The 13,922-nt window shown below is 70.0% G+C and carries 12 protein-coding genes; 9 read left to right on the top strand and 3 right to left on the bottom strand.

Features of this window, described 5'->3' with window-relative positions:
- The first annotated feature begins 1 nt into the window (after position 1).
- The 5 genes from acpS to BGP17_RS11480 are packed head-to-tail and all read left to right on the top strand — an operon-like array spanning position 2 to position 5,109.
- The gene (gene acpS / locus BGP17_RS11500; protein WP_167300370.1) at positions 2-406 is read left to right on the top strand and encodes a holo-ACP synthase; all 405 of its coding nucleotides are present in this window, start codon (positions 2-4) and stop codon (positions 404-406) included.
- Positions 406-1,278: a signal peptidase I gene (lepB, locus tag BGP17_RS11495; protein ID WP_167300371.1), complete on the top strand. Its 873-nt coding sequence runs from the start codon at positions 406-408 to the stop codon at positions 1,276-1,278. Before acpS ends, lepB begins: the two co-directional genes overlap by 1 nt.
- A complete protein-coding gene (locus tag BGP17_RS11490; protein WP_286712016.1) occupies positions 1,275-2,441 on the top strand; it encodes an AI-2E family transporter in 1,167 nt (388 codons plus the stop codon). The genes lepB and BGP17_RS11490 overlap by 4 nt, the downstream gene beginning before the upstream one ends.
- Positions 2,438-3,058: a maleylacetoacetate isomerase gene (gene maiA / locus BGP17_RS11485; protein WP_286712015.1), complete on the top strand. Its 621-nt coding sequence runs from the start codon at positions 2,438-2,440 to the stop codon at positions 3,056-3,058. The genes BGP17_RS11490 and maiA overlap by 4 nt, the downstream gene beginning before the upstream one ends.
- On the top strand, positions 3,055-5,109 hold the full coding sequence (locus tag BGP17_RS11480) for a TonB-dependent receptor (protein WP_286712014.1): 2,055 nt from the start codon (positions 3,055-3,057) through the stop codon (positions 5,107-5,109). Before maiA ends, BGP17_RS11480 begins: the two co-directional genes overlap by 4 nt.
- Positions 5,110-5,115: 6 nt before the next feature.
- Here the strand turns inward: BGP17_RS11480 and BGP17_RS11475 are convergent, their stop codons facing one another.
- Positions 5,116-6,210 carry a glycosyltransferase gene (locus tag BGP17_RS11475; RefSeq protein WP_286712013.1) on the bottom strand — a complete coding sequence of 365 codons (1,095 nt, stop codon included), beginning with the start codon at positions 6,208-6,210 and terminating at the stop codon, positions 5,116-5,118.
- Positions 6,211-6,399: 189 nt separating this feature from the next.
- Between BGP17_RS11475 and BGP17_RS11470 the strand changes: the two genes are divergently transcribed.
- Genes BGP17_RS11470 through BGP17_RS11460 form a run of 3 tightly spaced genes read left to right on the top strand, consistent with a single transcriptional unit; the run spans position 6,400 to position 9,073 of the window.
- Complete coding sequence (locus BGP17_RS11470; protein ID WP_208413598.1) at positions 6,400-7,332, top strand: hypothetical protein; 933 nt, start codon at positions 6,400-6,402, stop codon at positions 7,330-7,332.
- Positions 7,329-7,862 carry a DUF2141 domain-containing protein gene (locus BGP17_RS11465; protein WP_286712012.1) on the top strand — a complete coding sequence of 178 codons (534 nt, stop codon included), beginning with the start codon at positions 7,329-7,331 and terminating at the stop codon, positions 7,860-7,862. The genes BGP17_RS11470 and BGP17_RS11465 overlap by 4 nt, the downstream gene beginning before the upstream one ends.
- Positions 7,863-7,873: 11 nt before the next feature.
- A complete protein-coding gene (locus BGP17_RS11460; protein WP_167300377.1) occupies positions 7,874-9,073 on the top strand; it encodes a glycosyltransferase in 1,200 nt (399 codons plus the stop codon).
- Here BGP17_RS11460 and BGP17_RS11455 read toward each other — a convergent pair.
- Positions 9,010-10,560 carry an ArnT family glycosyltransferase gene (locus BGP17_RS11455; protein ID WP_286712011.1) on the bottom strand — a complete coding sequence of 517 codons (1,551 nt, stop codon included), beginning with the start codon at positions 10,558-10,560 and terminating at the stop codon, positions 9,010-9,012. The genes BGP17_RS11460 and BGP17_RS11455 overlap by 64 nt on opposite strands.
- A gap of 162 nt (positions 10,561-10,722) precedes the next feature.
- On the opposite strand from BGP17_RS11455, the gene BGP17_RS11450 reads away from it, so the two are divergent.
- Entirely contained in the window at positions 10,723-12,342 is a 1,620-nt protein-coding gene (locus BGP17_RS11450) for an alkaline phosphatase D family protein (RefSeq protein ID WP_167300379.1), read from the top strand.
- A gap of 47 nt (positions 12,343-12,389) precedes the next feature.
- Here the strand turns inward: BGP17_RS11450 and BGP17_RS11445 are convergent, their stop codons facing one another.
- Positions 12,390-13,901, bottom strand: a complete 1,512-nt coding sequence (locus BGP17_RS11445; protein ID WP_286712010.1) for an ABC1 kinase family protein — start codon at positions 13,899-13,901, stop codon at positions 12,390-12,392.
- Between the last annotated feature and the right edge of the window lie 21 nt (positions 13,902-13,922).

Here is a 13,922-nt window from a genome sequence, read left to right as displayed (position 1 = left end):
CATGATCCTCGGCCTGGGCTCCGACCTCTGCAATATCGAGCGGATCCGGAAGTCGCTGGACCGTTTCGGCACACGTTTCGAGCAGCGCAGCTTCACCGATCTGGAGATCGCCAAGGCGAAGACCCGCCCGCACAACTATGCCGCCACGCTCGCCAAGCGCTTCGCCGCGAAGGAGGCTTTCTCCAAGGCCGTGGGAACCGGGTTCAAGGCGGGCGTGTTCATGAAGGACATCGGTGTCGTCAACGCGCCCTCCGGCGCGCCTGCGCTGGCATTGACCGGAGGCGCGAAGGCGAGGCTTGACGCCATCACCCCCGCGGGTCACGTCGCCAAGGTGCATCTGACGCTGACGGACGATCATCCCTGGGCGTTCGCCATGGTCATGATCGAGGCGGTGAAGGAAGATTGATGGGGGCGGACGAGCTCGCGTTGAGTCACGAAGCGTTCGAGGAAGAGGCCGAAGCCCGGACGCGCACCGACTGGTGGGCGGAAGCGCGCGGCATCCTGTGGCTGGTGCTCGCGGTGCTCGGCTTTCACAGCCTGATCGCCAAGCCCTTCTTCATCCCCAGCGAATCGATGCTGCCCGGCCTGCTCGTCGGCGATCGGCTGGTGGTGACCAAATATCCCTATGGCTATAGCTGGGTGACGCCGACTTTCCATGTGCTGCCCTTCATGCACGGCCGTATCCTGGGCAGGCTGCCCGAGCGCGGCGACGTGGTGATCGTCACGCCGCCCGGCACCAACACCGACTATATCAAGCGCGTGATCGGCCTGCCCGGCGACACGATCGCCGTCAGGGGCGGTATCGTCTATCTGAACGGCAAGGCGGTCCCGCGTCGCGCGATGGGCGATCGCTACATTCCCGTCGATCCCAATACGCGCTGCAGCGAGGACCAATATCCCGGCTTCCTCGTCACGCGGGCCGGCCGGCAATATTGCCGCCTGCCGATCTTCCGCGAGACGCTGCCCAACGGCCGCTCCTACGACACGGTCGACCTTGGCTTCCGTCCCGGCCGCGCGGACAATTATCCCGAGATCCGCGTGCCCCGGGACAAGGTGTTCCTGATGGGCGACAATCGCGACAATTCGGCCGACAGCCGCTTCCCGCTCGCGCAGGGCGGGCTGGGCGGCCCGGTGCCGTGGGAGAATATCGGCGGCCGCGCCGAGTTCATCACCTTCAGCCTCGACGGCAGCGCCAGCTGGAATCCGCTGACCTGGCCCCGATCCTTCCGCCCCGGCCGCGCCGGCACCTCGCTTCACCCGCAACGGGACAGTCAATGATGAGCGATCCGCTAGCCTCCCCGCACGTCCATGTCGTCCAGGAGCCGGGGCCCAACGAACTGCGCGACCCGCTGGTCCGCGCCGAACTGAAGAAGGCGAGCGTCTGGTTCGGCCTCGGTATCGCGGTCGCCCTGTTCGTGCTGCTGATCCAGCCGATCCTGATCATCTTCGGCGGGCTGGTCTTCGCATCGATGCTGGATGGCGGCGCGCGGCTGCTCGGCCGCATCCTGCCGATCCCGCGCGCGCTGCGGATCGTGATCGTCGTCCTGCTGGTGATCGCCTTCTTCGCCGGCATCTTCTACCTGACCGGCGTCCAGATCGCCGCCCAGGCGGAACAGCTGCGCACCACGCTGGAAGTGCAGGCGAACAAGGTCGCCCAATGGGTGGCCGATCTGGGCCTGATGCCGGGCCGCTCCGATCTCACCGGCCTCGCCCAGCAGGCGCTGGGCAGCGTCGGGCGGCTCACTTCGGCGGTGGGCTCGGTGTTCGGCGCGGTCTCGTCGCTGCTGATGATCGTGGTCATCGGCCTGTTCGTGGCGCTGGAGCCGCGCATCTACGAGCGCGGCCTGCAATGGATGGTGCCGAGGGACGCACGCGATTCGTTCGCGCTCACCATCAGCCGCATGGCGACGACGATGCGGCGGCTGCTTGCCGGGCGCCTGTTCGGCATGCTCTTCGAAGGCGTGGTCACCGCCTTCTTCCTGTGGCTGGCCGGCGTGCCGATGGCGCTGCTGCTCGGGATCATCACCGGCGTGCTCGCCTTCATCCCCAATATCGGTGCCTTCATCTCCGGCGTGATGATGATCTCGGTGGGCTTCAGCGCCGGCACCGAGACCGGCATCTGGGCGATCATCATCTATTTCGGCGTGCAGAATTTCGACGGCTATGTGGTGATCCCGATGGTCGCGCGGCGCACGGTAGACATGCCGCCGGCGCTCACCCTCTCGTCGCAGATCCTCGCCAGCACGCTGTTCGGCGTGCTCGGCCTGGCGCTGGCCGATCCGATCGTGGCGATGATCAAGGTCGCGCTGGAGAGCGAGGCGGAGCGCGCCGCCCGCGCCGCCGACGAGGAGAGCCCGCGACTCAAATGGCGCGTCCGCCTGCGCCGGGGCTATGAGGAAGAGGCGGCCACGCCGCTCGATCCGCCGGCAGGTGCGCCATGATCCTCTACGACTATTTCCGCTCCTCGGCCGCCTATCGCGTCCGCATCGCGCTGAACCTGAAGGGCCTGGCCTATGCGCGGCGCGACGTCATGCTGCTCGAGGACCAGCAGCGCTCGCCGGAGCATCTCGCCCGCAACCCCCAGGGCTTCGTCCCCGCGCTGGAAGCCGATGGCAAGGTGATCACCCAGAGCCTGGCGATCATCGAATGGCTCGATGCGCGCCATCCCGAGCCGCGGCTGATCCCCGCCGATCCCGATGCCCGCGCCGGGGCGATGGCCCGGGCGCTCGTCATCGCGGCGGACACGCATCCGCTCAACAATCTGCGCGTGATGCGGCGCCTGAAGGCGATGGGCGTGGACGAGGAGGAGCGGAACGCCTGGACCCGCCACTGGATCGCCGAGGGCTTCGCCGCGCTGGAAGCGATGGCGGGGGGCGGGCGCTTCCTCGGCGGCGATGCGCCGGGGATCGCCGATCTCTGCCTGGTGCCCCAGATGTACAATGCCCGGCGCTTCGAGACGCCGCTCGACGCCTTCCCCCGGCTGGTCGCGATCGACGCCGCCGCCACCGCGCTGCCCGCCTTCGCCGCCGCCCATCCCGACGCGGTGGCGCCCAAGTGAGGGCCGCCGGGCTGGCGGCGGGCCTGCTGCTCGCCGCCCCCGCTCTGGCGCAGGAACAGGAGCCCGACGCGATCGTCGTCACCGGCCGCGGGCTTGCGGCGCCGCCGGGCGATGCCGCCTATGACGTGGTGACGATCGCGCGCGACCGCATCGCCGGCACCGCCAGCGGCCGGCTGGAGGATGCGCTGCGCGATGCCGCCGGCCTCGCCCAGTTCCGCCGCTCCGATTCGCGCTCGGCCCATCCGACTTCGCAGGGAGTCACGCTGCGGGGCCTGGGCGGCAATGCGTCGAGCCGCGCGCTGCTGCTGCTCGACGGCGTGCCCCAGGCCGATCCCTTCGGCGGCTGGATCGCCTTTCCCGCCTATCTTCCCGTGCGCCTTGCCGGTGCGCGAATCGTGCGGGGCGGGGGCAGCGGCTATGCCGGGCCGGGTGCGCTCGCCGGCACGATCGAGCTGGAGAGTGGCAGCCCGTCGCAGCTTGGCCGGCTTTCGCTCGACGCGCTCGGCGGCAGCCGCGACAGCCTCGATCTCTCGGGCGTCGGCGCGGTCGAGCTCGGGCGCGGCTTCGCCACCATTGCCGGGCAATATGCGCGCGGCGACGGCTTCACGCCGATCGTCGCGGCGGATCGCGGGCCGGTCGACCGGCCGGCGCCCTATGAACAGGCCGCCATCGCCCTGCGCGCCGTCACCGGCATCGGCGCCGATACCGAGCTCCAGGCCAATCTCTCGGCCTTCACCGACCGCCGCGACCGCGGCATGGATTTCACGCGGGCGAAGAGCGAAGGCGCCGATGCCAGCCTTCGCCTCGTGGGGCGCGGCGCCTGGGGCTGGTCGGCGCTTGCCTGGCTCCAGGCGCGCGATTTCGCCTCGGGCTTCGCGGCGGTCAACGATGCGCGTACCGCCGTCACGCCGGCGCTCGAGCAATATGCCGTGCCCGCCACCGGCCTGGGCGCGCGGCTGGAGGTCGCTCCGCCCGTCGGCGGGGGCGTGACGCTTCGCCTCGGTGCGGACCTGCGCCGCGTCTCGGGCCGGACCGAGGAACTCTATACCTATGTCGCCGGCCGCCCGACTCGCCGCCGCGTCGCGGGAGGCGAGAGCCTGACCGTCGGCGGTTTCGCCGATGCCAGCTACGAAAGCGGGCCGCTCACGCTCAGCCTGGGCGGGCGCCTCGATCATTGGGACATCGCCGACGGTACGCTGCTCGAGACGTCGCTCGCACCCGGCCCGGTGATCGCGAGCAGCCGCTTCCCCGATCGCCGGGGCTGGGAAGCCACCGGCCGCGCGGGCGCCGCCTATCGGCTGGGCGCCGTTACGCTGCGCACGGCCGCATATCGGGGCTGGCGTCTGCCGACGCTCAACGAGCTCTACCGCCCCTTCCGCGCGGGTGCCGACGCCACCGCCGCCAATGCAGCGCTCGATCCCGAGCGGCTGGTCGGGGCGGAGATCGGGGTGGACTGGCGCCCCGTCGCGGCACTGACCATCCGTGCCACCGGCTATTGGAACCGCCTCGACGGCGCGATCGCGAACGTCACGCTGGCGCAGGGGCCGGGCAGCTTTCCCGGCGTGGGCTTCGTCTCCGCGGCGGGCTTCTATCGCCAACGCCGGAACCTCGATGCAGTCACCGCCAGGGGGGTGGAGCTCGACGGGCGCTGGGTGGCCGGTGCCTTCAGCCTGGCCGCATCCTATGCCTTCACCGATTCGCGCGTGGCCGCATCGGGCGTCGCGGCTTCGCTCGATGGCATGCGCCCGGCCCAAACCGCGCGGCATCAGGCGAGCGCGACGCTCGGCTGGGCGCGGGGCGAGGCCGGGGTGTCGCTCACCGCCCGCTATGCGGGGCCGCAGTTCGAGGACGACCAGAACCGCCGCACGCTGAAGGGCGCCTTCACGCTCGATGCCGCAGCCACGCTGCCGCTCGCGCACGATTTCGCGCTCCAGGCGCGGGCGGAGAATATCTTCGATGCCGAGGTGCAGGCCGGGATCAGCGGCCCGGGCGCGATCGAGCGCGCGCTGCCGCGCACCCTGTGGCTGGGCGTGCGGTTGCGGCTGCGCTGATCCCCGTCATTGCCGGTGGCTGTCCACCACGCGGTCGAACAATGCCAGATAGTCCGCGATCGAATCGCCCGTCGCCATCACCGGTGCGGGCCGTACCGCGTCCGGCCCCAGCCAGCGATCGAGGGCGGCGACCAGCGCATCGCCATCCTCGCGCGCGATCACCGTGCCCAGTTCCGGCGCATGGACGATCTCGCGCACCGCGACGCTCGATTCGGTCGATACCACCGGGGTGCCCACCGAAAGCGCCTCGCGCAGCACGCCGGGCACGCCTTCATAGTCCGATGTCAGCACCGCCACCGCCGCACCCTTGAGGGCAGGCAGCGGATCGCCGGCATGGCCGGGCATAACCACCCGGTCGCCCAGTCCCAGCGCCGCGATCTGCGCGTCGAGGGCGCCGCGCGCGCCGCCTTCGCCGAGCAGCAGCAGCTTCACCTGCTTGTCGGCCAGCCGGGGCAGGGCGGCGAGCAGCCGGTCCCAGCGCTTCTGCGGCTCCAGCCGCCCGACGCCGATCAGATAGCGGCCCGCGGGCAGCGCAACCGGCGCGGCGCCCGCGATCGGCCGGGCGGGCGGATTGGCGATCACCCCTACGCGCTCGGACGGCATCCCCATCTCGGCCATCGCCTCGGTCGCCATTGCCGGGGTCATCGCCACGACATGGTCGAGGAAGCGCGGATGCAGCCGCAGCCAGCGCCGATAGCGCCATGCCGCGCCCCGCGAGAGCTCGGGGCGCACCAGCGCGTTGGAGACCTTGCCCACGATCGGCGGCGCGGCGGCGCCCAGCCGCAGCCGGGCGAGCGCAGTGACTCCGGTATAGCGGTTGCCCGGGCAGAACAGCAGGTCCGGCCGTGCCCGCCGGACTTCGTCCGCGAGCCGGAACAGGGCCTGGTGCCGCCCGTCGCCCAGTTCGATCAGTTCGATCCCGCCGGGGATTTCCGCGGCCAGCGGCCCTTCGCTGCTGCCCAGCACCAGCGTCACCCGGCGTCCTGCCGCGTGCCATCCCGCGGCCATGCGCAGCATCGCGCGTTCCACACCGCCGCCCTGCAATTGCTGGGCATAGGTGAGGATGTGTTGTGCGGTTTTGGATTGGGTGCGGTGCAACATAGGTCTTGCGGATTGCCACTCTTAAGCCCAAATCGCCCCCGCAATAAACCGCAATCTGCTGCCACCAGCCATTTTCGTGTTGGCGTAAACTGGGGGGCTGTACGCCGCAAGACGCGGATAAAGTGCTGGAAACGGCCGTTTTGGGCGGCGGAATGTGAATCGGTGAACGAACCAAGTCTGGAGGCTTCGTTGAACACGAGCGTTGTCGAGGCCGTCCCCCTCCCGGGCGCGCCCGACCTTGCGGGTCTCGAACCCGTCGAAAAGATCAGGCGCCGCTGGCCGGCGATTCTCGGTGGCGCGCTGACGCTGCTCATGATCGTGGCGCTCGGCCGCGAGCTGTTCGGCTCGGGCTTGCAGGGCCTCTATCGCAGCCTGCCCACCAACCCGCTCTTCTACCTGGTCTTCGCCCTCTATTATGTCGGCCCGCCGACCTTCGACTATGTGATCTTCAAGCGGTTGTGGCAGATCCCGCTCGCCGGGCTCGCCGCGCTCCACAAGAAGCGCATCTCGAACGAAGTGCTGTTCGGCTATTCGGGCGAGGCCTATTTCTACGCCTGGGCGCGCCAGCGCACCCAGATGGTCGCGGCGCCGTTCGGTGCGGTGAAGGACGTGATGATCCTGTCGGCCATCGCCGGCAACGCGATCACGCTGATCATGATGGTCGTCGGCCTGCCGCTCTATCTGGGCCTGGTGCCGCCGCAATGGAAGGGCGCGGTGCTCGGCTCGGTGGTGGTGCTGCTGCTGATGTCGGTGCCGTTCCTGCTCTTCTCCAAGCGCGTGTTCTCGCTGCCCCGCCGCGAGCTGTGGTGGGTGTTCCTGGTGCACTGCGCGCGCATCGTCACCGGCTCGCTGCTCGTCGCGATCGCCTGGCACCTGGCGATGCCGAACGTCTCGATCGGCGTGTGGCTGATGATGGCGGCCGGCCGCCTGCTCGTCTGGCGCCTGCCGCTGGTGCCGAGCAAGGAGGCCGCCTTTGCCGCGATCACCGGGGTGGTGATCGGCCAGGGCTCGGCCATGTCCGAGCTGATGGCGCTGATCGCCGGCCTCACCCTTCTCGTCCATGTCACCTTGATCGGAGGCTTCAGCGTGCAGGCCCTGCTCACGAGGAACAAGCAGCCATGATCCGCCTCCCGATCGCCTCGCTGGCCACCGGCGCCGCGACCGCGCTCGCCCTCGCCGCGGCGCCTGCCGCCGCCGCGCAGCCCGATCCGGTCGACGGCAATTGCGCGACGCGGGCCGGCGTGCCGCTCTACGTCAACGTCACCGGCCTCAAGGACCGCACCGGCCGGCTCAAGCTGGAGATCTATCCGCCGAACGAGGAGGATTTCCTGCGCGACGACACGTCGCTGAAGCGCGAGAACAAGCCGTTCCGCCGCATCTGGGCGCAGACGCCGGCTTCGGGCCCCGTCCGCCTGTGCATCCGCGCGCCGGGCCCGGGCACCTGGGCGGTGCTGTTCACGCACGATCGCGACGGCAAGAACAAGTTCAACTTCTGGGAGGACGGCGCCGGCTTCCCGAGCAACCAGAAGCTCGGCCGCAGCCGCCCCAAGGTACGCCAGGCGCTGGTCAATGTCGGCCCCGGCGGTGGACAGATCTCGATAAAGGCCCAATATCTCAGGGGTCTGGGCGGCTTCGCGCCGCTGGACGACTGAGGGGCAAGGCGATGCGCATCGTCGACGTCAACGAGTTCTACTCGCCGACCGGTGGCGGCGTGCGCACCTATCTCGATCGCAAGATGGGGATCATGGCCGATATGGGCCATGAGCTGACCGTGATCGCGCCGGCGCTCGAATCGAGCGTCGAGGAGCGGCCCGGCGGCGGCCGCATCTTCTGGGTCAAGGCGCCGCCGCTGATCCTCGATCGCAACTATGGCATCTTCGTCCATGACGAACCGGTGTGGAACCTGCTCGACGCGCTGAAGCCCGACATCGTCGAGACCAGCTCGCCCTGGCTCCCGGCCTGGACGGTGGCGCGCTGGCAGGGCGATGCGGTGAAGGTGTTCTTCGCCCATGGCGACAATATCGGCGCCTATCCGCAGCGCTGGCTCGACAGCGTGGCGACGCCGATCCAGGTCGAGCGGGCCTTTGCCTGGTACACGCGGTACATGAGCCGCTTCCTCGGGCATTACGACGCGTTCGTCACCAACGGCCCGGCACTGGCCAAGCGGTTCCGCCGGCGCGGCATGCATGTCCATGCCTCGATGCCGCTGGGGATCGAGCGGCAATGGTTCTCGCCCGACCTGCGCGACGAGAAGCTGCGCGTGGCGCTGCTCGCCCAGCTCGGCCTGCCGCCGGAAGGGCATCTGCTGCTCGGCCTGGGCCGGCATCACAAGGAGAAGCGCTGGCCGCTGGTGATCGACGCAGTGGAGGCTGCGGCGAACGACCTGCCCGTCGGCCTGATGCTGATCGGCGACGGCCCGCAGCGCCGCCAGCTCGAGGCCCGGATCGCCGGCAGCCCGCATATCAAGATCTTCCGTCCGGTCTATGACCGGGTGCGCTTCTCGCGGATCATGGCCAGCTGCGATGCGCTGATCCACGGCTCCGATGCCGAGCCCTTCGGCCTCGTCGCTTCCGAGGCGCTGGCCTCGGGCCTGCCGTTGATCGGGCCCGACGAGGGCGGCTTCGCCGAGCTTGCCGATCCGCTCTTCGCCGAAACCTATCGCGCGCGCGATGCCTATTCGGCGGCGGACGCGATCCGGCGCATGTTCGGCCGCGAGCAGGCCATCCTGCGCAACGCCGCCCGCGTCGCCGCGGGCAAGGTGCGCAGCGACGCCGACCACGCCGCCGAACTGATGGCCTATTACGAGGGCTTGCTGGAGGCGAGGCGCGGCGGCGCCGGCGCGCGCGGCGCCGGCAGCGCGTAGACCGAGATATTGAGGTCGCCGAGCGGCCAGCGGCCGCGCAGGCGATAGCCGAGCTCCTCCATCCGCTTCACCGCGAGCTGGTGCGACGCCATGCGCTCGCCGAAATAGGCGGGGCGCATCACCACGATCTCCGGCCGCTGGGTGAAGATGCGGTCGATCTCCTGGAGCTGGTCGACGCCCAGCGCGCCATTCTCGCGCTCGCGCGAAAGGTGGCTCGGAAAGACCCAGGGCGACACGGTGCAGCGCCCGGTATAGCCGTACAGGATCGGATTGCCCGAATAGAGGTACATGCAGCCCGGCCCATGGCCGATGCCGTCGGCCAGCGCCTGAAGCTGCGCGGCATTGCCGCGATGCAATTTCACGCTGACCAGCCTGGCTTCGCCGCCGATGGCAGCCACGAGCAGCAGCAGCGGCGCCACCCATTTGCGGCCGGTCTCGGTGCCGCCCAGATAGCCGGCGCAGCACAGGCTCGCGGGCAGCAGGACCGGCAGCGCATAGTGATTGAACCAGGTACCGAACACCAGCAGCCCGATCACCGCGGCGATCAGCCAGCCGAAGAGCAATGCCCGCACCGGATGCTCGCTGCGCGCGCCCACGGGCACATGGCGCGAGAGCCCGGAGACGATCAGCAGCGGGGCCAGCATCAGCGCGACTTCCAGGAAGTTGCGAATCAGCACCATCGGCGGATCGCTCTGCCGCGCCAGGATCGAGCCGAAATTGGCATAGAACCAGGGGTCGCCATGGCCGAGCAGGATGAACGCCGCCCAGGTGGCGAGCGTGGGCAGCCACACCGCCGCCGCCCAGAGCGCGCCGCGGCGCAGCACATGCGCCGCGCTGGTCCCCAGGCGCGCCTCGGTCCACATCAGCCACAGGCCGAGGAATATCGCCTCGAAGACCACCGAATATTTGACCTGCATCGCCAGGCCGATGATCAGCATCGCCGCGGTGGCGCGATGGATGCGCCGGCGGTCGTCGCTCGCATCGTCCGGGTGCGGCACGATCAGCAGCACCGCCCATGCCGTCAGCAGGTTGTAGAAGACCGGCGCCTGCCCGCCCTGGCCGTCGGCGAAATTGAGCATGAACAGATAGAGGAGCGCGGCGGGGAGGCCGCCGCGACTCCAGCCGGCCTTGTCGGCGAGCCGCCAGATCAGCAGCGCGGTGCCCACCACCGCGGCCAGCGCCATCATCTGGTAGATCCAGATGCCCGCCGGGACCCCGAAGGCGGCGGGCAGCAGGTAGATCAGGAACAGCCCCACGGGCTTGCGGTCCCAGACATCGACAAAGGGAACGGCGCCGTGCAGCATCTGCTGGGCGGTGACGAGGTAGAATTCCTCATCGATATGGACGACGGGATTGCCGAAGGTGATCGCGCGCACCGCCACGGCGGCGAGCAGCAGGATCGACCAGCGCGGCAAGGCGGCGATCGCGGCGACCAGATCGGAAAGGCGAGCAGTCCGGCTCCCCAGCACTTCGGACTTGCTTGCCATCAGGAGCGCGGCGCCCCGGGCGGGAGGAGATGCAGCATGATTGTCGAACGGGCCCTTCCCGGTTAATTCCGGTCCGTGCTTAGCGCCGCGCGCGCGCGCTGTCACGAACTCGCCACGGGAACGCGGCAAGGCGTGCGACGAAATTGTCCGGGAACGCTACAAATGACGCTTCGTACCGATCGCCGCTCGCTTCTTCTCACCGGCACGCTGGGCCTCGGCGCCCTCGCGCTTCCGGGCTTCTCCCTGGCCCAGGCGCTGGCCGCCGGCTTCACCCATTCGGTCGCCAGCGGCGAGCCGGGGCAGGACACGATGCTGCTCTGGACGCGCTACGTGCCCGCCGATGGCGGCGCGGTGAAGCTGAGGGCGGAGATTTCGAAGACCGCGGATTTCGCGAAGATCGTCTCGGGCGGCCAGCAGATCACCGGCCCGTGGCGCGACCATACCGCCAAGATCACGGTCGAGGGGCTCGAGCCCGGCACCAGCTATTTCTATCGCTTCGTGGCCCCGGACGGCAGCTTCTCGCCGGTGGGCAGGACGAAGACGCTGCCCATGGGCAATGTCGGCCGCTTCGGCATCGGCGTCTTCTCCTGCGCGAACATGCCGTTCGGCTTCTTCAACGCCTATGGCCATGCCGCGGCGCGCGCCGATATCGACCTGTGGGTCCATCTCGGCGATTATCTCTACGAGTATAAGCGCGGCGGCTATGCGCCGGCCGGCGGGGCGGTGGCGGATCGCTGGCCCGAGCCGGCGACCGAGATGGTCCATCTCGCCGATTATCGCCTGCGCTATGCCAGCTATCGCAGCGATCCCGATCTCCAGGAACTGCACCGGGTCAAGCCGATGCTGATCCAGATGGACGATCACGAATCGACCAACAACAGCTGGGAAGGCGGCGCGCAGAACCATCAGCCGGACGAAGGCGACTGGAGCATCCGCAAGGCGGCGGCGCTCCAGGCGTTCAAGGAATGGATGCCGGTCTCCGAGACGCCCTGGGGCAGCTACGACATTGGCGGCCTCGCCACGCTGTTCCGCACCGAGAGCCGCCTCCTCGCGCGCAGCGACGAGCCGGATCTCGCGCCGCTGTTCCGCTCCGCCGACGCGCAGAAGGCGCTGATCGCCTTTCGCGACGGCGAACTGCAGGATCCGGCGCGTACCATGCTCGGCACCGAGCAGGAGGCGTGGCTCGGCCATGCGATGCGCAAGTCGGTGCGCGCCGGCCAGAAGTGGCAGCTGGTCGGTTTCGGCACGATCATGGGCAAGCAGCGCATGCCGGAGCAGGCGCTCGACTGGATCAAGCCGGATGCCCCGGCCCGTACGCGCGCCTATGTCCAGTCGGGCGTGATCGCCAGCAAGCTCGGCGTGCCGTCGGACCTCGACAATTGGGGCGGCTTCCCGGCGGCCCGCGCGCGCTTCCTCAAGTCCGCCCAGGCGGCGGGCGCCAATCTGATCGTGCTGTGCGGCGACAGCCACAATGCCTGGGCGTTCGACCTGGGGCAGGACGGCAAGCCCGCCGGCGTCGAATTCGCCGGCCATAGCGTCACGTCGCCGGGCTATGAGAACAGCACCGCTACCGATCCGAAGATCATCGCCGCCGGCCTGGTCGCCGCCAATCCCGAGCTGAAATGGTGCGACACCAGCCGCCGCGGCTATATGGCGCTCACGCTCACGCCGGAAAAGGCGAGCAACGACTGGGTGTTCCTGGACACGGTGACCCAGCGCACGACCAAGGCCAGCGTGGGGCACACCGCCGTGGTGACGCGCGGCCGCAACGTGATGGCGTAGCGCCAGGGCCCGATCGCAAGATCCCGGATGCTGGTTCGGGCCCTGGACTAGACCAGCACCAGCACCAGCGCCACGGCCAGGATCGCCGCCCCGCCCAGCAGCGCGGCGGCGATCCAGCCCGTGCCCGTCCGGATCGCGGCGGCAGTCGCGGCGTCGTTCGGCGGCTCGGCCTCGATCCGCCGGATCGCGGCGCGCAGCAGCCGTGGCGCGTCGTCACCCAGCCCTGCCAGGGTCCAGGCCAGCATGCCGCCGCTCGCGGCCAGCCGCCCCGGCGCGAAGCGCGCCGCCACCAGCCGCGCCGCCGCCCGCCGGATCGCGCCGGACAGGTCGAAGCCCGGCGCGATGCGCGCGAGCACGCCGTCCATCGTCACAAAGGCCTTGAACACCAGCAGCAAGTCCGGCGGCATCACCAGCCCTTCCTCGCGCAGCAGCCGCAGGAAATCGGGCACCATCTCCGCCATCACGATGCGCCCGCCGCCATGGCGCTGGACGATCTGCTCGGCGGCGCGGTCGATGCGGCCACGCGGCACACCATGCCCTTCGGACCAGAGCGCCAGCGTTTCCGCGAGCGCCCGCGGATTGCCCCAGGCCAGCGACGTGACGAAGCCCAGGAATTCCTCGCGCCGCCCCGGCCCGATATGGCCGATCGAGCCCAGGTCGAGCAGCGCCAGCCGGTTGCCGGGCAGGCAGAGCAGGTTGCCGGGGTGCGGATCGCCGTGGAAGCGGCCATGGACCAGCACCATCTCGATGACGAGATCGGCGCCGAGTTCGGCGATTGCCTCCGGATCGATCCCGCGCGCCGCCAGCGCCTCGGCGGAAAGCGGCTTCACCCCCTCGACATAGTCCATCACCAGCAGGGTCTCGCTGGTCCACTCCCAATGGATGCCGGGCACCAGCACATCGGGCTGGCCGACCAGGTCCTCGCGGATGCGATCGGCGTTGCGGCCCTCCTGGGTGAAGTCCAGCTCCTCCAGCATCGCCTGGCGCAGCTGTCGCGCCAGCGCCACCGGCTCGAAGCGCCGCGCCTCGGCGCTGCTCCGCTCGACCAGCGCGGCCAGTTCGGCGATCAGCCGCATGTCCGCTTCCATCGCGCGGCGAATGCCGGGGCGGCGGACCTTGAGCACCACGTCGCGCCCGTCCTTCAATCGGGCGCGGTGGACCTGCGCCATCGACGCGGCGGCGAGCGGCACCGGATCGAAATGCGCGAAGGCGGCCTCGGGCGGCTCGCCCAGCGCGTCCTCCACTGCCGCGCGGATCGTCTCGAAGGCCAGCGTCGGCGCGTCGCTGTGGAGCTGCTCGAGCTCGGCGATCCATTCGGGCGGCAGCAGGTCGCCGCGCGTCGCGAGGATCTGGCCGATCTTCACGAAGCTCGGCCCCAGCGCCTCGAGCGCCAGCCGGGTGCGGCGCGGGAGCGGCAGCGCCCCCGCGTCGGCATCCGCGCCTTCGCCGGCGAAGCCCAGCCGGGCGAGCAGCACGCCCAGCCCGAAGCGCGCGGCCACGGCCGCGATCTCGCCCACCCGGTCGCGATCGCGGGCAGTGGTGGCGATCAGCTTGATCATGCGGCGCCAACGCGGGCCCGG

The sequence above is a fragment of the Sphingomonas sp. 67-41 genome, from assembly GCF_001899725.1.
In the GTDB taxonomy this organism is placed as follows: domain Bacteria; phylum Pseudomonadota; class Alphaproteobacteria; order Sphingomonadales; family Sphingomonadaceae; genus Sphingomonas; species Sphingomonas leidyi.
The sequence above is the reverse complement of the archived record's forward strand: the minus strand, read 5'-3'. Positions and strand labels throughout refer to the sequence as shown.

Coding starts and splice junctions, on each gene's coding strand:
- BGP17_RS11455 (WP_286712011.1), bottom strand. CDS start 10,560: ATGGCAAGCAAGTCCGAAGTGCTGGGGAGCCGGACTGCTCGCCTTTCC.
- BGP17_RS11465 (WP_286712012.1), top strand. CDS start 7,329: ATGATCCGCCTCCCGATCGCCTCGCTGGCCACCGGCGCCGCGACCGCG.
- BGP17_RS11445 (WP_286712010.1), bottom strand. CDS start 13,901: ATGATCAAGCTGATCGCCACCACTGCCCGCGATCGCGACCGGGTGGGC.
- BGP17_RS11460 (WP_167300377.1), top strand. CDS start 7,874: ATGCGCATCGTCGACGTCAACGAGTTCTACTCGCCGACCGGTGGCGGC.
- lepB (WP_167300371.1), top strand. CDS start 406: ATGGGGGCGGACGAGCTCGCGTTGAGTCACGAAGCGTTCGAGGAAGAG.
- BGP17_RS11450 (WP_167300379.1), top strand. CDS start 10,723: ATGACGCTTCGTACCGATCGCCGCTCGCTTCTTCTCACCGGCACGCTG.
- maiA (WP_286712015.1), top strand. CDS start 2,438: ATGATCCTCTACGACTATTTCCGCTCCTCGGCCGCCTATCGCGTCCGC.
- BGP17_RS11490 (WP_286712016.1), top strand. CDS start 1,275: ATGATGAGCGATCCGCTAGCCTCCCCGCACGTCCATGTCGTCCAGGAG.
- acpS (WP_167300370.1), top strand. CDS start 2: ATGATCCTCGGCCTGGGCTCCGACCTCTGCAATATCGAGCGGATCCGG.
- BGP17_RS11475 (WP_286712013.1), bottom strand. CDS start 6,210: ATGTTGCACCGCACCCAATCCAAAACCGCACAACACATCCTCACCTAT.